This is a genomic window from Bacillus sp. SYZHCR11 (assembly GCF_057196865.1).
This window is the reverse complement of record NZ_JBXUND010000002.1, coordinates 176,235-195,164: the sequence shown is the minus strand read 5'-3', so window position 1 is coordinate 195,164 and position 18,930 is coordinate 176,235. Positions and strand designations below refer to the sequence as shown.

Sequence of the window (18,930 nt, the reverse complement as noted above, 5' to 3'; positions counted from 1 at the left end):
AATCGTTCGGAAATATGTCAGAATTGTTTTATAATGGAGTCAGCTTCGGATAGAAAGGGGTAAAGAAAAGATGGCATTAGAGGGATTGAAGGAAACATGGGATTTAAACTCCATTTTTGAGGGCGGGAGCCGGTCGGAAGAGTTTCAGCAATACATACAAGAGCTCAAAAAGCATCTAAGCGCTTTTCAACATGCGGTTGAAGCATTTACAGTTCCGACGCACGCGGATGAAAGCCGGGAGCTGATCAATCTGATTGATAGGTTTGAACGGTCAGCGATCATGATCAGGCAGGCGGGAGCGTTCGTCGGCTGTCTTCAGGCTCAGAACACTCATGATCAGAAAGCGAATGAATGGAGAGCGCGGATCAATCAGCTGAGCAGTGATTTTAAATCCGCTCTGGTCACCCTTGACGATACACTTGCCCGGATTGACGAGCGGGTCTGGGAGGAGCTCCTGCAAAAACCGGAACTTCAGGATCTCACATATGTTTTAAATGAGAGAAGAGACCGGGTCAGAGAGAAGCTCAGCGCTTCAGAAGAAAGGCTGATTGAAGGCCTGGCCGTTGACGGCTATCACGCATGGGGCGACCTGTATAATGCGGCTGTCGGCAGAATGAAGATTCCGTTTGAGGATAAAGAGCTGTCGGTCGGCCAAGCGGAAAATATGATGGCGCACCCGGATCGCCGCATCAGACGTCAAGTGTTCAAAGAGCTTAATGAAGCCTGGAAAGGAGAAGAGGAGCTTTTCAGCAGCACGCTGAACCATCTGGCCGGCTTCCGCACGGAAATCTATAAAGCGCGGGGCTGGAAAAGCGCTTTGGAAGAGCCGCTTGCGATCAATCGGATGAAAAAAGAAACGCTGGATGTCATGTGGCAGGTCATTACCGATCATAAAAAGCCTTTTGCCGAATACCTGAATCGAAAGGCGTCTCTTTTAGGGCTTGAGCGGCTGAACTGGTATGATGTGGGCGCGCCGATCGGCGAGGCTTCGAAAGAATACACATATGATGAAGCGGCTAATCTGATCGTCAGCCAATTTTCGACGTTTGGCAAAAAGCTGTCCGCATTCACGGAAAAAGCGTTCCGCGATCGGTGGATAGAAGCGGAAGACCGCAGCGGCAAACGGGTCGGCGGTTTCTGCACCAGCTTTCCCGACAGCGGAGAATCCCGGATTTTTATGACGTTTTCCGGAAGCGCTTCGAACGTATCGACGCTGGCGCATGAGCTCGGTCACGCGTTTCATCAGGAGGCCATGCTCCAAGTGCGGCAGCTGAACAGAGCCTACGCCATGAATGTGGCTGAAACAGCCTCGACCTTTGCGGAAATGATCGTCGCCGACGCCGCTTTGAAACAAGCGGAGACAAAGGATGAAAAGCTGTTCTTGCTTGAAGATAAAATTCAAAGAAGCGTAGCCATGTTTATGAATATACATGCGAGATTTTTATTTGAAACGCGTTTTTATGAAGAGCGGAAGCAGGGCGTCGTTCCGGCTGAGAAACTGAATGAACTGATGGAAGCGGCGCAGAAAGAAGCATTTTGCGATTCATTAGGGGAATACCACCCTCATTTCTGGGCATCAAAACTGCATTTTCATCTTACGGGAGTGCCGTTCTACAATTTTCCGTACACGTTCGGTTATTTATTTTCGCTTGGAATATATGCAAGAGCTCTTCGGGAAAAAGCGGATTTTGAAGAAAAATATATCGCGCTTTTGTGTGACACGGCTTCGATGACCGTTGAGGATTTGGCGATGAAGCACCTTGGAGCGGATCTCACGGAACGGTCGTTTTGGGAAGACGCGGTCCGCCTTGCCGTACAGGATGTGCAGGAATTTTTAGAGCTGACTGAATGATAATCTGGAGATGAACCGGCCGGAGCTGTTACCGCTCCGGTTCTTTTTTGTTCCGTGAATGACAGCCGCCTCCCTTGGAAATACCTAAAAACGATCGGAATGGAATGGGAGTGAATCGCATGAAATGGATCAGAACGGCGGGCGTTTTATGTCTTACGCTGATGCTGATTGCCGGCTGCCGATTGAATGAAGAAAAACGGGAAGCGGAACAAGACAGCACACCTGTGTCATCCGAGAAGCCGGTTCCTTACAGCAGCTTTTCCCTGCGCGTCAGCTACGGAGCCGGAGAGCATAACCGCTATGAAGGTTTGTATGAAAGAAAAAGCGGTCATGAAAAGGCGGACATCCGGGACAAGCTCTCAGGGGTTCACAGAGAGGGCGAGGAAGCGCTTGACGAAATGAAGATGATCCTCGGAGAACTTGCCGTAAACGGCCGGATGCAGGAAAGCGAGGTCGTCCGGCAGGTGCTTTCGGCTTTTAATTTGGACAGCCGCTATGACCATTTTTATCTGAAACTGAAAAAGAACGATGGAGAAATGACGGAAATAAAAAAATAACCGCCACCCGCTGCTTTTTTACCCAAAACTAATTGATAATGATATTCAGAGTCATTAATTTCTGTTACAATATAATCATGATCTCACGTTGAATGTTTAGGCAATTTGTTTATATACATAGTGTTGGGAAACTCAAAAAAGGAGCGGTTAGCGGTATGAGTGCAATTTCTACAGAGACGCTGAGCTTAGGGTACGGAGAGACTGTTATCATTGACGAATTGGATGTCGCGATTCCAAAAGGCGAAATCACTGTATTGATCGGAAGCAACGGCTGCGGAAAATCGACGCTTTTACGTTCATTGGCCCGGCTGATGAAACCGAGAGGCGGTTCTGTGCTTTTAGAAGGAAAAGCCATCGCTAAGCTTCCGACGAAGGAAGTGGCAAGAGAGCTCGCTATTTTGCCGCAGAGTCCGTCAGCTCCCGAAGGCCTGACGGTGCATCAGCTTGTGAAGCAGGGAAGATACCCTTATCAAAGCTGGCTGAAGCAATGGTCCAAAGAGGACGAAGACGCAGTCACAAAAGCGCTAAAAGCGACGAAGCTTGAGGAAATGGCCGACCGTCCTGTGGATTCCTTGTCAGGCGGACAGCGCCAGCGTGCATGGATTGCGATGACACTCGCTCAGGATACGGATATCATTCTGCTTGACGAGCCGACAACTTATCTCGACATGACGCATCAAATTGAAATTCTTGATTTGCTGTTTGAATTAAATGAAAAAGAAAAACGCACAATCGTCATGGTGCTGCACGACCTCAATCTGGCATGCCGTTATGCCCATTATCTGGTCGCCATTAAGGATAAACAGATTTACGCAGAGGGCCGTCCCGAAGAAGTCATCACTTGCGAGCTTGTACAGCAGGTCTTTGCAATGAACTGTCAGGTAACGCAAGATCCGCTGTTCGGCACGCCGCTTTGCATTCCGCACGGACGCGGCAGATGTATCGTGCAGGAAGCGGCCCTCACCGCCCGATTGTCATAATCATGAAAAAGGGAAGGAAACGGTATGGAAGAGAAACTGCAGCAGCAGCTGGACGGCCTGCTTGAGAAATACACTGAACTATTGCTTGGCGAAACAAACCCGGATGTAAAGGAAGAAGTCAGGCAGTGGATTTTGTATACACATATCGCAAAAAGCATGCCGCCGCTCGTCAAACATTGGAATCAATCCTACCCGGACGCCAAAGAGGGCATCAAAGCTGCGATACAGCACATTAAACAGCTCAATGAAGCTCACAGAAAAAAACAATAAAAAGCTTTCGGCATCAAAGAGAGGTGCCGGAAGCTTTTTTGCTGAAACGGAATCAATAAAGGCGCCGTTCAATCCATAGCGAAGAACTTTAATGTAACTAACACACCCGTTTGTTTACTTGCTGAACCAAGAAAAAAGGACCGCCGCAGCAATCCCTTACTCTTTCCTATATGTCACATTTCCTTTCGGATACGTAATAACTCTTTAAATGCTTTTATATTTGTATCAAAATTGGGCACTGTTTGAGATTCCTCGGCACATTTGACTTGTGCTACAACTAAATCATTAAAAGGTGTTGAAATTCCAGTACCTTCTGCCATTTTGGGAATAACTCCATTAATATAATCAATTTCAGTTTTTCGTTTTTTCTCAAGATCCTGAAGCATACTTGCTCTTAAAAGCCTGGATGGTTCCATGGCTGCCCTAAATGTTTGAATACGTTCAGGAATCTCATTTTCACTTCTTAATTCCAAAGATTCTAAATCAAGGCCGCCCATTTTCGCAAATGTGACACCATTGGCGTGTCCAACCTTAATCGTCTCATCTGCGATATGAACTGCGCTGACAATGCCGATTTCATGGTCAAGAATATCACCGTATTCTCCGTTTAATGCTGCCGATAAACCACTGAATGCATTATTGATAAGTAATTTTGACCACTTCGTTCCAACTAAATTATCGGAAATATGTGTTCCGCCGATAAGGTCTAAAACCGATTTAATACGCTGGATTCTTTCTGTTGTTTCACCATTTAATTCTCCAATTTGAAAAGCGTACTCTTTAAATTGAGTATACTCAGTTGTAAGTCTGGATACGCCTGGTTCAATAAACGTAGCACCAAATTCAACAGAACCTGCAATAACACGTTCACCACCAACGATCGAAGCAACTTTCTGTTCAGGTATACCGTTTTGCAAGGAACATACTACACTATCATCCTTTAAAAAAGGCAGTAACTCTTTAAGAATGGAGTCATTATATAATTGTTTCGTCAGGAGCAATATGAAATCATACTTGCCTGATTTGTTTTCAGGGGTAATGGCTTTCACCTTTGCCTGAAATGCCGTTGTACCAACTACTTTAGCACCTATTTGATTTAAAGTATCTACATGTTCTTTGTATGAATCAATCAATTCGACATCCATTCCGCCAGCAGACAGATATGCGCCAACTATGGTTCCTAAAGAACCTGCTCCTAAAATTGCAATTCTCATTGTAAACGTCTCCTTATTTTTCCTCTAAGTAGTTATAAACCGGCTGTGCTGCATTTAAGGTTAAATCCGTAATAATATGAGATGCTGAAACGACTTCTAATACAGGCAAATCTGCAAGAGGCGCCAGAGCATGTTCAAATAATTGAAGCCGCGCCGGTCCAGACCAGGCACCTTTAACTTCTATATTCGTTATTTGCGTGCGCACCAAATCGCAAACCCTTAAATCACCATTGTAATCAGTAGCAATCTTAACCATAAAATTAGGTCGGCAAATTTCCCTTTTCGCTTTTTCCTTGTCCATTTCGAAATGTTTATATCCCATAGTCGCAGCTGCCACACGAAGACTGCCATAATCTAATGTGCCAACGAGAGTATCAGAGTCTATATACAGCTTAGGGGCGCCCAATTTCTTTGGATATGCAGTAAGTTCCCGTCCGCTTGCAATAGCCGGGAAATTGTCTACATACATAGAATGTACATAATCTCCTTCTTCACCATTAAAGCTGACAGGGACGACTTGTCCCGCCTCTGTATAGGCACCAAGTCCGGAAACATCGGGCATCCGCATCACTTCGAATTTCACTAAAGGTTCAGTAATTTCAAGAGGTTCCGGCACTGCCGCACGCAAAGCTTTTTCATCCGTTCGGTAAATAATATTTAAATATTCACGGTTAACAAATTTATAATTTGGGATAGGATAAGCAGGAGCCGTTAGCGGTGTATTTAAATTTTTTGCTATATCTTTCACATCAATTTTCATTGCATGACACCCTTTCCTTTTCTTTAACTATGCTATTATCTTACATCCGCATTTACATTTAATCTAATACATAATAAGGTATATATATATTTATTGAAATAAATAAGGGGGATGCAGACAGATGGAATTGCTGCAGCTAAAATACTTTCAGACAGTTGCCTATACTGAGCATATTTCTAAAGCAGCAGAACAATTAAAGATTGCCCAGCCTTCTTTAAGTCTCACTATAAAAAGACTTGAGAATGAACTGGGAACAGCTTTGTTTGAGAGAAAAGGCAGAAATATTAAGCTGAGTTCATCAGGGAAAATTCTTTTAAAACATGTAAACAGGATTTTTACTGAGATTGAAAATGCACAAACGGAAATTCAATTGGAGGAACATCAAATGTCTGACACCATCAGAATATCTATTTCTAATCCGAGATTCCTTGCAGGACTGATGAGTGAATATATCAACCGCTCCCCTCAATCAAAAATTCTCCAAGCCATCGGAGTTAAAAGCGGGATCCTAACAAGTTTAAAAAAAGGGGACATTGATTTAGGAATAACAGGTCATCCGATTCAAGATGAAGAGATAGAAAGTTGTATGCTGGTAAATGAAGATATTGTTCTGGCTTTGCCCTCAAACCACCGATTTACGGGTAAAACCGAAATTTCTTTACGTCTTGTCGCCGATGAACCATTTATTACCCTTGCTAATAATGAAGAGTATAGCGGTTTTACAGCCTCGCTTTGTGAAAAAGCCGGTTTCACCCCAAATATTGCATTTGAGGCGGATTCTCATTTACTGGCCGAGATTATAAAGCTGGATCAGGGGGTGGCGTTGCTTCCTATTTCGGTTTGCAGAACATTGGGGCTGAATTTTATAAAAGTGACTGATCACTCTGCTTCATATCCAGTCGGCTTATCTTGGATGAAACATAAGCTGTTATCTTCTTCGGTAAGAAATTTTCGTGACTTTATTTTGTCGTACTATAAAGATAACGATGAAATGTTTAAGGTTTATTAAATAATTTTCACCCCCCGATTTCCAATGAGGCGGAAGACTGGTCATTCGGAAACGGAGAGGCCCAGATGATATAAAAAAATCCCGCGGCATCCGCGGGATTTTTCTTTGTTAAACGGCTTTCGCCTTTTCTTCTTGTTTGCCTGTCTTTTTGTTTGTCAGCGTAATTGATTTAACAAACAGCGTGAGGATCAATCCGGCAGCGATAAAGGCCAGGCCTGTGAAAAACACGCTGTGAAGCGAATCCATCAGTGACGTTTTCAAAACCGGCACGATATGGGAAGAAAATGCGGCCGGGATCTGCTTAATCGATTCCTGACTGAACAAGGATTGAAGCAGCCCTTCAGGATTTTTGTCAATCATACCTTTAAACTGGGCGGCAAAGGCACTTGCCTGTTTCGGGAGTGAGTCTAAGTAAGGCACCAGTCTGTCGGTTAAAAGGCTTCCTGATCTGGCATTCATGACAGCGCCGAGCACCGTAATGCCGAACGTTCCCCCGATCATCCGGAAAAATTGGCTTGATGAAGTCACAACGCCCAGCTCTTCTTTTGAAAACGTTTCTTGCAGAGCGAGTGTGAGAAGCGGCATGACGAGCCCCATTCCCAGACCGATCACGGCCATATAGCACGTAGCCGCGAGCTTGCTTGTATCCAGCTGTAAGGTCGTTAATAAGAAGAAGCCGACGGCCATGATCAGCATGCCGATCATGATTTGCGGTTTAATACCGATCTTATAAACCAGCTGGCCTCCGATAATACTTGTGATAATCATAGATACCATCATCGGCGTCATAATCGTGCCTGACGCGGTGGCGCTGACTCCGATAATTCCCTGCATAAAGAAAGGAACGAACGTAACGGCGCCGAACATGCCGATACTCATGAAAAAGCCGATCAGATTCAGTACGGTAAACGTTCTGTTTTTAAACAGGTACATCGGCAGAATCGGTTCTTTTGCTTTGATTTCAGCGAAAATGAATCCGACAATCCCGGCAAGCGCAAGCGCAAAGAGACCGAGAATCTGCCAAGAGCCCCATGCGTAATCCTTTCCTCCGAAGCTGAGCGCGAGAAGGAGGCTGACGATTCCGACGATCATTGTGAAAATGCCGGCAATGTCAAAGTTAATCGGCCCAGTCTGTTTTCTGCCCTGAAGTCCTCTTGCGATAAAGATCACGGCTAAGATTCCGACAGGCAAGTTGATATAGAAAACCCATTTCCAATTTAATGAGTCAACAATCCAGCCCCCGATTTGCGGGCCGATAACGGAAGCAAGCCCGTAAATCGCCCCGAAAAGCCCTTGGAACTTGGCACGCTGTTTCCCTGTGAACAAATCCCCGATGACGATCATGGCCATCGGCATCATGACACCGCCGCCGATTCCCTGAAGTCCGCGGAAAATAATCAGTTCCGTCATGTTGCTGGCCATTCCGCACAGTGCGGAAGCCCCCATAAAAATCAATAAACCTGACACATAGACGACGCGGCGCCCCAATAAATCTGCAAGTTTCCCCGCAATCGGAACGATCGTCGTCGAAGTTAAAAGATATGCCGTGGTCAGCCAGGTCATCATGCTTAATCCCCCGAGGTCACCCACGATTTTAGGAATCGCCGTTCCTACGATGGTGCCGTCAAGGGCTGAGAAAAACATGGCGATGATTAAGCCTGTTATTAATAATGTGCGTTTTGGATCTTTCTTTTCAATGCTCATGTTTCGGCAGCTCCTCTTTCTATTCGTTTTCTTTTTGATCAGCCGCGTATTTCTCGGCGGCTTCCGCTACTTTGCGGATGATGTTCACAGACTGAATCAGTTCATCGTCAGTCAGAACGGACAGGTTTCGCGCCAGTATCGCTTTCCGTCCTTCCACAACATCTTCGAATTTTGTTTCGCCTTTTTTGGTCAGGCTGATGTCGATGACGCGTCTGTCCTGCTGGTTATGTTTGCGGACGATAAGTCCTTTTTGTTCGAGGCGGTCGGCCATCAGCGTAACTGCGCTCGGCTTTACCTCCATGCGTTCCGCAATTTCGGAAACTTTGCAGCTCCCGTGTTTTTTCAGGCTGGCTAAAACAAATAATTGGGCAGGCGTCACCTCGTGTTTTGCCATGCTTTCCACCATTTCAGGCTGTATGTTTTGCAGCAGCGTCTGAAGAGATTTCTGGATGTCAGACACATATTGATCCGCGTTTTTCATAACTCCTCCTCATCTTGTTCCTCGAGAAAATAATTAACATTAGTTAAATATAAATAAGGATTAATGATAAGTCAATCTTTTTGTGCAAAAATAAAAAAAGGACTGATGCTTGGCGAAAACATCAAATCCTTCTTCATTTTACTGCTGGTAGGGAGACTGCTGCTGAATGGTCTGCCGGAACTTCTGATACGATTGCTGAAGCTTTTGGGTATCGGCGGCTTCAATGGAATACCAGCCATTTTGAAACATCACATCGTATAATCTTCTTTGCGCTTTTTGTGACTCATCGAAAATCGCCTGAATATCTTGATAAAGAGACTCGTGGCTGAACTCGTGCAGGGCTGTGCAATATGAAGCCGTGATGTATTTTTCCGTCGTCAGCAGCTCATTGACCAAGTCTCTGTCATTCATTTGCGCCGTATTGGGCACGGGCGTTTGCGGATTCGTGATTTTTTGATTTTGCTGTTCCATGTATTGTCCTCCTATTGCATGTAGCCTGTTGTTGTCTGTCCGCCTTGATCGGGGTTCAAGCGGCCCAATATGTGCTGATAATGCTTCTCATGCATCCGGCCGATCTGATCAAGCTCTTGTTTTAACGTCTGATTCTGGCAGTGTTCCGCCATAAAATGCGCTTTTTTCATGGCAAGCAGATTCCAGTTCAGCATGTCCTCAAGATACAAATGGTCTTTCGTTGAGATGACGGCAGGCGGCAAGTTTCCGTGCTGCTCTTGGTTGTTCATATAAACGCCTCCTTCAATTCTGTTCTTTTTAGCTTTCTCTGCGATCGGAAATTCATACACGAATAAAAGAAAAAGGAGGGAGTTCATCCTTGCTGCGGAGCATATGTTTATTTTTGTCGAAAAATAAAATGCTTACAAAATTCGCCCAGGCTTACGGAATCCGCTTCGGCGCGGGAAGGTTCGTTGCAGGGGAAACGCTCACGGAAGCTGTGAAAACGGTAAAGCGGCTGAACCAAAAAGGGCTGTCGGCTTCGATTGATTATCTAGGTGAATATGCGGGTTCAGAGAAGGATGCGAAAAAGACGGCGGAAGAATGTAAAAAAGCAATCAGGGCGATTGCCGAGAATCAACTGGATTGTGAGCTGTCGCTGAAATTAACATCCATCGGTCTGGATATTTCCGAGGAACTCGCGGAACAGCATATCAGAGACATATTGACGGAGGCAAAAGAACGCGGCGTGCCTGTAACGATTGATATGGAGGACTATTCAAGATGCGGCCGTACGCTTGAGCTGTATAAGCGGTGCAAGCCGGATTTTCCGATGCTCGGCACCGTCATTCAGGCTTATTTGTACCGCGCAGCTGAAGACATCAGCGGTCTGATGCCATATAAGCCGAGGCTCAGGCTTGTAAAAGGCGCTTATAAAGAATCGGCGGCCGTTGCGTTCCCTGATAAAAAAGCAACCGATCTTCATTTCCAGCAGCTGATTAAGCTGCAGCTTTTGAGCGGCTATGAAACGGCGGTGGCGACACATGATGATGACATCATTTCTTATACGAAAACACTCATCAGCGAGCATCAGATTCCCCGGGAGCAGTTTGAATTCCAAATGCTGTACGGCATCAGAACGGAGCGCCAGAAGGAGCTTGCCGAAGAAGGATACAGGATGAGGGTGTATGTCCCGTACGGAACCGATTGGTACGGGTACCTGATGAGAAGAATTGCCGAGCGCCCGGCAAATGCGGCGTTTGTGCTGAAAGGAATCTTCAAAAAATAACGGCTGCTCCAAAAAGCAGCCGCAGTATGTTATTCCATGTTGTCTTTTTTATATTGCTGATTTTGGCTCGTCCGTTTGCCGCCGCCGTATTTTTGCTTCGGTCCCGCATTTCCTTTCATGCTGGCCGCGCTCACTGCGGCAGAAGACGGATCTTTTCTCCCTCGCACCATTCCCTTCACCTCCGGGTTTAAGTTTCCCGCCCGCGCCATGGAACATGCGGAAGCCGAAAAATTTAAAAAAATTCCATATTTGCTATTGAAGTCATCCTGAAAATCTTTTAAGATGAAAGAAGAAAAGGGTTTCATTTTTTTTGCCGAAAAAATGAATGACTATTCATTCAAAGTTCAAGGGGGATGACTCATGCACAAGTTTATAAAGAAAGCAGCCGTTCTCGGATCAGGCGTCATGGGGTCCGGAATTGCCGCGCACTTGGCTAACATCGGAATTCCCGTCCTGCTGCTTGATATTGTGCCAAACGAGCTGACAAAGGATGAGATGAAAAAAGGGCTGACATTAGAAAGCCCGGAGGTCCGCAGCAGACTGAGCCGATCGGCCATGCAAAAGCTGCTGAAGCAAAAACCGGCGCCGCTGACTTCGGCTGCCAATCTCGACTATATAACGGCGGGGAATTTGGAAGATGACGCAGCTCAATTGAAGGATGCTGATTGGATTATTGAAGTCGTCGTCGAAAACCTTGACGTAAAAAAACAGATTTTCTCACTCGTTGATGAATACCGGAAACCGGGAAGCATCGTGTCGAGCAATACGTCCGGTATCTCCGTCACAAAAATGGCGGAAGGCCGATCTGCCGATTTTAAGGCTCATTTCTTAGGAACCCATTTCTTTAATCCGGCCCGCTACTTGAAGCTTCTGGAAATCATTCCGATTCAGGAAACAGATCCTGACGTGCTGGAGTTTATGACTTCATTTGCAGAAAACACGCTTGGGAAAGGTGTCGTCATCGCAAAAGACACGCCAAACTTTATCGCCAACCGCATCGGTACGTACGGCCTGCTGGTCACGGTAAGAGAAATGCTTTCTTCCGGCTGCCGCATCGGCGAGGTGGACACGGTGACCGGACCTTTGATCGGCAGACCAAAAAGCGCGACCTTCAGAACCCTTGACGTTGTGGGGCTTGATACTTTCGCTCATGTGGCAAAAAACGTATATGATAAAGCCGACGGCGCTGAAAAAGACATGTTTAAGCTTCCTGAATTTATGAATGACATGCTGAAAAACAATTGGCTGGGCAGCAAATCAGGCCAAGGTTTTTACAAAAAAGAAGGTAAAACAATATATGAACTCGATCCGCTGACCATGACATACGGTGAGCGCTCGAAAATGAAGACGCCCGCTTTAGAAGCCGCCAAACAGGCAAAGGGTGCCAAAGGCAAAATGAAAGCGCTTGTATATTCCGATGACCGCGCCGGACGCCTGCTTTGGAATATCACATCGCAAACACTCTTATACTCAGCCCGGCTTTTAGGTGAGATCGCTGATGATATAAAAGCGATTGATGACGCCATGAAATGGGGCTTCGGATGGGAGCTCGGACCGTTTGAGATGTGGGATGCCATCGGCGTCAGAAAATCAGCGGATCGGCTCGAAGAAGAAGGCGCAGCACTCCCCGGCTGGGTGAAAGAAATGCTTAATCAGGGTCATGAAACATTTTATATGAAGGAAAACGGAACACAATTTTATTATTCAGACGGCCAATACAGGGCTGTGAAAGAAAATCCGAAACGGATCAGCCTGCAGACGTTAAAAGAAACAAAAGGCGTTATCACTAAAAACAGCGGCGCAAGTCTGATTGATCTCGGCGATGATGTCGCGCTGCTGGAATTTCATACGAAAAGCAACGCGATCGGCTTAGACATTATTCAGATGATTGACAATGCGCTTGAGGAAACGGAGCGGAATTATAAAGGTCTTGTCATCGGAAACCAAGGCAGACATTTCTGCGCGGGAGCAAACCTTGCGATGATTTTAATGGAAGCCCAGGATGATAACTTCATGGAAGTCGATTTTGTCATCCGCCGTTTTCAGCAGACGATGCTGAACATCAAATACAGCGCTAAACCCGTTGTAGCGGCGCCATTCGGGATGACACTCGGCGGAGGCACGGAAGTCTGTCTCCCGGCGGCACGCGTTCAGGCGGCGAGCGAATCGTATATGGGTCTCGTTGAAACCGGCGTCGGCCTTATTCCGGGCGGCGGAGGAAACAAAGAGCTGTACATGAATTATTTGGACGGCGGAAGTGAACTCATGGACGCAGCGATTAAAACCTTCGAAACAATCGCGCTTGCCAAGGTGTCCGGTTCGGCACACGAAGCCCGTGACATGAAGATTTTGTCCGCGGCAGACCGTATCAGCATGAATCAGGATCACCTGCTGCACGATGCGAAACAGCTGGCTGCTTCCTTATATGACAGCGGATACCGTCCGCCTGCCCGCAAAAAAGTGAAAGTCACCGGAGAAACCGGCTGTGCGGCATTACTGCTCGGAGCAGACCAAATGAGACGGTCGGGTTATTTATCCGATCACGATATGAAGATTGCGAAGAAGCTGGCCCATGTCATTGCCGGCGGAAGAGTCCCGTTCGGCACGGAGGTTTCAGAAGAATATTTACTCGAGATTGAAAGAGAAGCCTTTTTAAGCCTCGCTGGCGAGGCGAAATCTCAAGCGAGAATGCAGCATATGCTCGTCAAAGGCAAACCTTTACGGAACTAGGAGGGTGTTTATGAGAGAAGCAGTCATTGTGGCCGGTGCGAGAACCCCGGTCGGTAAAGCGAGAAAAGGATCGCTTGCAGCCGTTCGTCCTGATGATTTAGGCGCGCTTTGTGTAAAAGAAACGCTGAAACGGGCAGGCGGCTATGAAGGAAATATCGATGACTTAATTATCGGATGTGCAACACCTGAAGCCGAACAAGGATTAAATATGGCGCGGAATATCGGTGCGCTGGCGGGGCTTCCTCATACGGTGCCGGCCATTACGGTGAATCGCTACTGCTCTTCCGGGCTCCAATCCATCGCTTACGGTGCTGAAAAAATTATGATCGGCGCGGGTGATACCGTCATTGCGGGCGGTGCGGAATCCATGTCGCAAGTTCCGATGATGGGGCATGTGACACGGCCGAATATCGCTTTGGCGGAGCATGCGCCTGAGTATTACATGAGCATGGGGCATACGGCGGAGCAGGTCGCCGAAACGTACGGGGTATCCAGAGAAGACCAGGATGCATTTGCAGTCCGCAGCCATCAGAATGCCGCAAAAGCCCTTAAGGAAGGGAAATTCAATGACGAAATCGTGCCGGTTGAAGTATCGCTGACAGAAGTCGGTGATGACCATAAGCCGCGGAAAAAACAATTTACCTTTTCTCAGGATGAAGGCGTTCGTCCCGGCACGTCGGCTGACGTCTTGGCGAAGCTCCGCCCGGCTTTTTCTAAAACGGGAACCGTGACGGCCGGGAACTCTTCACAAACAAGTGACGGCGCGGCGGCTGTCATGCTGATGGATCGCGAAAAAGCATCGTCGCTCGGATTGGCCCCGCTTGTCAAATTCCGTTCCTTTGCCGTAGGCGGCGTTCCGCCTGAGGTAATGGGAATCGGTCCGATTGAAGCCATTCCGCGGGCGCTCAAGCTTGCCGGACTCGAATTACAGGATATCGGGCTTTTTGAATTGAATGAGGCCTTTGCTTCACAGGCCATTCAAGTCATCAGATCGCTCGGGATAGATGAAGAAAAGGTGAACGTCAACGGAGGCGCCATCGCGCTCGGACATCCGCTCGGCTGCACGGGGACGAAGCTGACCCTGTCACTCATTCATGAAATGAAACGGAGAAACGAGCAATTCGGCGTTGTGACGATGTGCATCGGAGGCGGCATGGGCGCTGCCGGCGTATTTGAACTCATTTAAAAAAAGGGGGAAATGAACATGAAACAGGAAACGGTCAACGTCAAAAAAGGCGGCAGCTTTCTGATTGAAGAGACGGGATATGATCAAATATTCACTCCGGAGGACTTTACAGACGAACATAAAATGATCGGCAAAACGACAGAAGACTATGTCGTCAACGATGTGCTTCCTTATATCGATGAAATTGAAAACCATCAGTTTGAGCATTCGGTCAGACTGCTGAGAAAAGCCGGAGATCTCGGCCTCCTCGGAGCAGACGTGCCTGAAGAGTACGGCGGTATCGGCCTGGATAAAATCAGTTCAGCCTTCATCACGGAAAAGTTTTCACGTGCCGGCAGCTTTTCGCTATCTTACGGCGCTCACGTCGGGATCGGTTCATTGCCGATCGTGTTCTTCGGAACGGAAGAACAGAAAAAAACCTATTTGCCGGACTTGGCTTCAGGACAAAGAATCGCGGCATACGCCTTAACTGAGCCCGGTTCAGGTTCAGATGCCCTCGGCGCGAAAACGACGGCTGTTTTGAATGAAGCGGGCACACACTATATTCTTAACGGAGAAAAGCAATGGATTACAAACTCCGCCTTTGCAGATGTCTTTGTCGTCTACGCTAAAGTGGACGGAGATAAGTTTTCCGCATTTATCGTAGAAAAGAACTATCCGGGCGTATCAACGGGACCGGAAGAGAAAAAAATGGGGATTAAGGGTTCATCGACAAGAACGCTGATTTTAGATCAGGCGGAAGTCCCGAAAGAAAATCTTCTCGGCGAAATCGGAAAAGGCCATGTCATCGCCTTTAATATCCTGAATATCGGGCGCTACAAGCTTGCCGTCGGCACAATCGGCGCTTCAAAACGGGTGATTGAGCTGTCTGCCGCTTATGCAAACCAGCGCCGGCAATTTAAAACGCCGATCTCAAGCTTCACGCTCACTCAGGAAAAGCTTGCGACGATGTCAGCGCGGCTTTACGCCATGGAGAGCTCTGTATACAGAACAGTGGGCTTATTCGAAGATAATATGAGCAGACTGACGGAAGAGGAGCAAAAAGACGGACGCGAAGTCGCGAAGTCCATCGCCGAGTACGCGATTGAATGCTCGCTCAACAAAATGTGCGGTTCTGAAACGCTTGATTACATTGCCGACGAAGGGGTTCAAATTCACGGCGGTTACGGATTTATGCAGGAATATGAAGTGGAGCGCGCCTATCGCGACTCAAGAATCAACAGGATTTTTGAAGGCACAAATGAAATCAACCGCCTGATCGTAACGAGCACGTTTCTGAAAAAAGCCGTAAAAGGTCAGCTGCCGCTCTTTGAAAAAGCAAAAGCGCTCCAAGAAGAACTCATGATGCTGATGCCTGAAGAGCCGGGCTCAGAACCTCTTGAACAGGAAAAATACATTGTCAGACAGGCGAAAAAGATCGCCCTCTTGACAGCGGGTCTCGCGGCGCAGAAATACGGCAAAGAGATTGAAGGCGAGCAGGAAATCATGGTGAACATTGCCGATATTGTCAGCGCGCTGTATGCTTTGGAATCTGCCGTCCTCAGAACGGAAAAAGCAATTGCGGCGGACGGTGCCGAAAAAGCCGCGCAGAAGCTGTTATATACGGAAATCTTTGCCCAGGAAGCCCTTCAGAACATTGAAGCGCACGCCAAAGAATCACTGATCGCCATGGAGGAAGGAGATTCCCTCCGCATGATGCTTTCCGTGCTGCGCAAACTGACGCGCCTGACGCCGAAAAACCTCATTCAGAAAAAACGTGAAGCGGCAGCCGCCGTCTTCCGTGAAGAAAAATATACAGTCTGATCACATGCTGAAAGCGCTCCTTCATCAGGGGCGCTTTTTCATGAAGCAACGTTATAGGTTTTTACAAGTGATTGTGTTAAAATAACGACGATCATTTACAAGGGGTGAAGAAGATGTCGTTAAATTTTTACTGGTACCCTAAATGCGGAACGTGCCGTAATGCGAAAAAATGGCTGGAAGACCGCGGCAAGGAAATAAACGAAATACATATCGCGGAGGAAACTCCGTCGAAAGAAGAAATTAAAGACCTCTATGAAAAGAGCGGTCTTGAGCTCAAAAAGTTTTTCAACACGAGCGGAATGAAATACCGCGAGCTGAACTTAAAGGAAAAACTGTACCATATGTCAGAGGATGAACAGCTCGAACTTCTGGCATCAGACGGTATGCTCCTGAAACGCCCGATTACGACAGACGGCGAAAAAGTCACTGTCGGCTTTAAAGAAGACCAATTCGAAAAATATTGGATGTAATGCCAGGTTCAAAGAATTATGGTATCTTCTTATTATAAGAAAAAAATGGAGGGATTTAGATGAGCACACCGAAAGATATGCGTTATTCCAAAGAGCACGAATGGGTCAAAGTTGAGGACGGAAAAGCCCGTATCGGGATTACACATTTCGCGCAAGCCGAACTTGGCGACATCGTATTTGTCGAGCTTCCGGAAGTCGGCGCCGAAATTAAAGCGGACGAGCCATTCGGCAGCGTGGAATCCGTCAAAACCGTATCCGAACTGTACGCACCGATTAACGGAACGGTGACGGAAGTGAACGAAGACCTTGATGACAGTCCTGAATTCGTAAACGAGTCTCCGTATGAAAAAGCGTGGATGATCGTCGTGGAACCGGCTGATGCTGAAGAAATCGAAAACCTCATGACTTCTGAGCAATATGACGAAATGACACAGGAAGACTGATCGGATAGCAAAGGGGCCATTTGGACACTCTATCTGTAACGGGAGGTGTCTAAAATGGCTTTTGATAAACAAAAGGTCGATGTGACGGAGAACGTCACGGGCCGCTTTCAAAACGGCCGGTTTTCCTTGTTTCATGAAAATGAAGCCATCGGCGAGATGACAGGCATGGACCAGTACGAGCTCAAACAGGGCTTTTCATTTGAAAATCAAAAATTTTATAAAACAGCCGATGTCATAAACGGCAGCGATCCGAAATATGTCGATTGCGATTATGAGAATGGCTGGTGTTAACAGTTGGCGGTGAATTTCACTGCCTTCTTTTTCAATCTGACGCTAAAACAATCGGCAGGTGACACGCTTATGTACAACGGAGATGAAAAGGTCATTATCGTAGAAGGAAAATCTGATAAAATCAAAGTCAGGGAAGTGCTCATCGAACCCGCGGAAATCGTCTGTACAAACGGGACGATCGGCCAAACCGAACTGGAAGAGTTGGCGGACCGCCTGTTTGACAGAGACGTCTATATTTTAACGGACGCAGATGACTCCGGAGAAAAATTAAGAAAACAGCTGAAACGGGAGCTTCCCGAAGCGCGCCATATTTATATAGACAGAACATACAGGCAAGTCGAGTCGTGCCCGGGCCATCATCTCGCATCTGTGCTGATCAGAGCCGGCTTTGATGCTGACACTGTATTTTTGAAAAAGAACGACCTGAGGTGGTAATCATGAAAGAACTCCAAGAAAATGAACTCGAATCGATTCAGGATGACGTTTATCTCCTGTATTTGTACACCCCGTTTTGCGGCACATGCCAGCTGGCGTCCAAAATGCTTACTGTCGTCGAAGAAATGCTGCCCGGCGCCGCCTTCTATAAAAACAACGTGAATTATTCCCCCGCATTCGCCAAAGCCTATCAGATTGAAAGCGTTCCGTGCTTTTTGCTGTTTAAAGGCGGAGAGCTTGTTGAGAAAGGATACGCCTTCCGCTCCGTTTCCTATTTATATGAGCTGATTAAACAAAAAACATCGCAAACGTTCCCGATGTGACAATATTTACAGGAAAATGTCGTGCGGTTTATAAAGGGTTCTGTCCGTTAAAAAGAGAAAGTGTATGTATGGCCATTAAAACGGGAGGTTATACGAGTGGAGAAAATAGAAGTTTCAGAGAATGACGGACAGCATCTGTTTTTGAAACCGCTATTAAACGCCTCAACGCTGCTGATTACATTCCAAGGAGAAACAGAAGCCTTAACGGTCTCAATTAACGGACAGGGAGAAATGAGAAAAACGTCGGCTTCAAAGGAGAAATCTAATTTGACCTTTTACGGAAACCAGACGGAAATCATCCATCTCCTGCATGGTGATGTCTCTTTGCAAAAGCTTATCCAAAGCGGAAAACTCAAAGTGAAAGGATCATTCAGAGCCCTGCTGAAGCTGGAGGCCATCCTCTGGCTGACAAACGGATTTTTTCAGGCGATCAGTAAACGGCCGTAACTGCCAATCTACTATGTGACAATAGCTTCCAATATTTATTTTATTGACTTTTTATCATTCGCCGTGCTATTCTACAGTAAGAATTTCCGGACGAAAATACGATATGTTTTCTCTTATCAAGAGAGGTGGAGGGAAGTGCCCTATGAAGCCCGGCAACCATCAACAATGTTGAAATGGTGCCAATTCACTCAAAGCGGTCTGCTTTGAAAGATGAGAGAAAGGCCTTTTTCAATAAGC

At 46.7% G+C, this 18,930-nt stretch carries 21 protein-coding genes, 1 pseudogene and 1 riboswitch; of the genes and pseudogenes, 15 read left to right on the top strand and 7 right to left on the bottom strand.

Features of this window, described 5'->3' with window-relative positions:
• The first annotated feature begins 70 nt into the window (after window positions 1-70).
• From AC2CGA_RS07650 to AC2CGA_RS07635, 4 genes and pseudogenes are all read left to right on the top strand, one after another.
• A complete protein-coding gene (locus AC2CGA_RS07650) occupies window positions 71-1,852 on the top strand; it encodes a M3 family oligoendopeptidase (protein ID WP_057080201.1) in 1,782 nt (593 codons plus the stop codon).
• Between the two features lie 119 nt (window positions 1,853-1,971).
• Window positions 1,972-2,409: a YusW family protein gene (locus AC2CGA_RS07645; protein ID WP_015387740.1), complete on the top strand. Its 438-nt coding sequence runs from the start codon at window positions 1,972-1,974 to the stop codon at window positions 2,407-2,409.
• Window positions 2,410-2,564: 155 nt separating this feature from the next.
• Entirely contained in the window at window positions 2,565-3,389 is an 825-nt protein-coding gene (locus AC2CGA_RS07640) for an ABC transporter ATP-binding protein (RefSeq protein WP_003151820.1), read from the top strand.
• A gap of 2 nt (window positions 3,390-3,391) precedes the next feature.
• Window positions 3,392-3,659, top strand: a pseudogene (locus AC2CGA_RS07635) (YusU family protein).
• A gap of 173 nt (window positions 3,660-3,832) precedes the next feature.
• Here AC2CGA_RS07635 and AC2CGA_RS07630 read toward each other — a convergent pair.
• Together AC2CGA_RS07630 and AC2CGA_RS07625 are read right to left on the bottom strand one after the other, a co-directional pair.
• Window positions 3,833-4,873 carry a ketopantoate reductase family protein gene (locus AC2CGA_RS07630; RefSeq protein ID WP_117614682.1) on the bottom strand — a complete coding sequence of 347 codons (1,041 nt, stop codon included), beginning with the start codon at window positions 4,871-4,873 and terminating at the stop codon, window positions 3,833-3,835.
• A gap of 13 nt (window positions 4,874-4,886) precedes the next feature.
• Entirely contained in the window at window positions 4,887-5,633 is a 747-nt protein-coding gene (locus AC2CGA_RS07625; protein WP_057080199.1) for an acetoacetate decarboxylase, read from the bottom strand.
• Between the two features lie 121 nt (window positions 5,634-5,754).
• On the opposite strand from AC2CGA_RS07625, the gene AC2CGA_RS07620 reads away from it, so the two are divergent.
• Entirely contained in the window at window positions 5,755-6,642 is an 888-nt protein-coding gene (locus AC2CGA_RS07620) for a LysR family transcriptional regulator (protein WP_025853876.1), read from the top strand.
• A gap of 108 nt (window positions 6,643-6,750) precedes the next feature.
• Here the strand turns inward: AC2CGA_RS07620 and AC2CGA_RS07615 are convergent, their stop codons facing one another.
• From AC2CGA_RS07615 to AC2CGA_RS07600, 4 genes are all read right to left on the bottom strand, one after another.
• Window positions 6,751-8,346 carry an MDR family MFS transporter gene (locus AC2CGA_RS07615; RefSeq protein ID WP_003151827.1) on the bottom strand — a complete coding sequence of 532 codons (1,596 nt, stop codon included), beginning with the start codon at window positions 8,344-8,346 and terminating at the stop codon, window positions 6,751-6,753.
• 19 nt (window positions 8,347-8,365) lie between these two features.
• Window positions 8,366-8,827 (bottom strand): MarR family winged helix-turn-helix transcriptional regulator, encoded by a 462-nt coding sequence (locus AC2CGA_RS07610; RefSeq protein ID WP_003151828.1) that lies wholly within the window; start codon window positions 8,825-8,827, stop codon window positions 8,366-8,368.
• 138 nt (window positions 8,828-8,965) lie between these two features.
• On the bottom strand, window positions 8,966-9,298 hold the full coding sequence (locus AC2CGA_RS07605) for a spore coat protein (RefSeq protein ID WP_003151830.1): 333 nt from the start codon (window positions 9,296-9,298) through the stop codon (window positions 8,966-8,968).
• 11 nt (window positions 9,299-9,309) lie between these two features.
• Entirely contained in the window at window positions 9,310-9,567 is a 258-nt protein-coding gene (locus AC2CGA_RS07600) for a hypothetical protein (RefSeq protein ID WP_003151832.1), read from the bottom strand.
• An 89-nt stretch (window positions 9,568-9,656) separates the two neighbouring features.
• Here AC2CGA_RS07600 and AC2CGA_RS07595 point away from each other — a divergent pair, with 89 nt between their 5' ends.
• Complete coding sequence (locus tag AC2CGA_RS07595) at window positions 9,657-10,565, top strand: proline dehydrogenase family protein (RefSeq protein ID WP_003151834.1); 909 nt, start codon at window positions 9,657-9,659, stop codon at window positions 10,563-10,565.
• A 29-nt stretch (window positions 10,566-10,594) separates the two neighbouring features.
• On the opposite strand, the gene AC2CGA_RS07590 is transcribed toward AC2CGA_RS07595, so the two are convergent.
• Entirely contained in the window at window positions 10,595-10,735 is a 141-nt protein-coding gene (locus AC2CGA_RS07590; RefSeq protein WP_003151836.1) for a YuzL family protein, read from the bottom strand.
• 190 nt (window positions 10,736-10,925) lie between these two features.
• On the opposite strand from AC2CGA_RS07590, the gene AC2CGA_RS07585 reads away from it, so the two are divergent.
• The 9 genes from AC2CGA_RS07585 to AC2CGA_RS07545 all read left to right on the top strand — a co-directional run bounded on the left by AC2CGA_RS07585 (window position 10,926) and on the right by AC2CGA_RS07545 (window position 18,693).
• Window positions 10,926-13,295: a 3-hydroxyacyl-CoA dehydrogenase/enoyl-CoA hydratase family protein gene (locus AC2CGA_RS07585; protein WP_014305770.1), complete on the top strand. Its 2,370-nt coding sequence runs from the start codon at window positions 10,926-10,928 to the stop codon at window positions 13,293-13,295.
• A gap of 10 nt (window positions 13,296-13,305) precedes the next feature.
• Window positions 13,306-14,481 (top strand): acetyl-CoA C-acetyltransferase, encoded by a 1,176-nt coding sequence (locus tag AC2CGA_RS07580; protein ID WP_117614681.1) that lies wholly within the window; start codon window positions 13,306-13,308, stop codon window positions 14,479-14,481.
• A gap of 18 nt (window positions 14,482-14,499) precedes the next feature.
• On the top strand, window positions 14,500-16,284 hold the full coding sequence (locus AC2CGA_RS07575) for an acyl-CoA dehydrogenase family protein (RefSeq protein WP_014305769.1): 1,785 nt from the start codon (window positions 14,500-14,502) through the stop codon (window positions 16,282-16,284).
• A gap of 113 nt (window positions 16,285-16,397) precedes the next feature.
• Window positions 16,398-16,754: an arsenate reductase family protein gene (locus tag AC2CGA_RS07570; protein WP_003151843.1), complete on the top strand. Its 357-nt coding sequence runs from the start codon at window positions 16,398-16,400 to the stop codon at window positions 16,752-16,754.
• 59 nt (window positions 16,755-16,813) lie between these two features.
• A complete protein-coding gene (gene gcvH / locus AC2CGA_RS07565) occupies window positions 16,814-17,197 on the top strand; it encodes a glycine cleavage system protein GcvH (protein ID WP_003151844.1) in 384 nt (127 codons plus the stop codon).
• 54 nt (window positions 17,198-17,251) lie between these two features.
• Window positions 17,252-17,488: a YusG family protein gene (locus tag AC2CGA_RS07560; RefSeq protein ID WP_003151845.1), complete on the top strand. Its 237-nt coding sequence runs from the start codon at window positions 17,252-17,254 to the stop codon at window positions 17,486-17,488.
• Between the two features lie 69 nt (window positions 17,489-17,557).
• Complete coding sequence (locus AC2CGA_RS07555; protein ID WP_003151846.1) at window positions 17,558-17,923, top strand: toprim domain-containing protein; 366 nt, start codon at window positions 17,558-17,560, stop codon at window positions 17,921-17,923.
• Window positions 17,924-17,925: 2 nt separating this feature from the next.
• On the top strand, window positions 17,926-18,246 hold the full coding sequence (locus AC2CGA_RS07550) for a thioredoxin family protein (protein WP_003151847.1): 321 nt from the start codon (window positions 17,926-17,928) through the stop codon (window positions 18,244-18,246).
• A gap of 96 nt (window positions 18,247-18,342) precedes the next feature.
• The gene (locus AC2CGA_RS07545) at window positions 18,343-18,693 is read left to right on the top strand and encodes an SCP2 sterol-binding domain-containing protein (protein WP_003151848.1); all 351 of its coding nucleotides are present in this window, start codon (window positions 18,343-18,345) and stop codon (window positions 18,691-18,693) included.
• A gap of 110 nt (window positions 18,694-18,803) precedes the next feature.
• Window positions 18,804-18,910, top strand: a riboswitch (SAM riboswitch).
• Window positions 18,911-18,930: the final 20 nt, after the last annotated feature.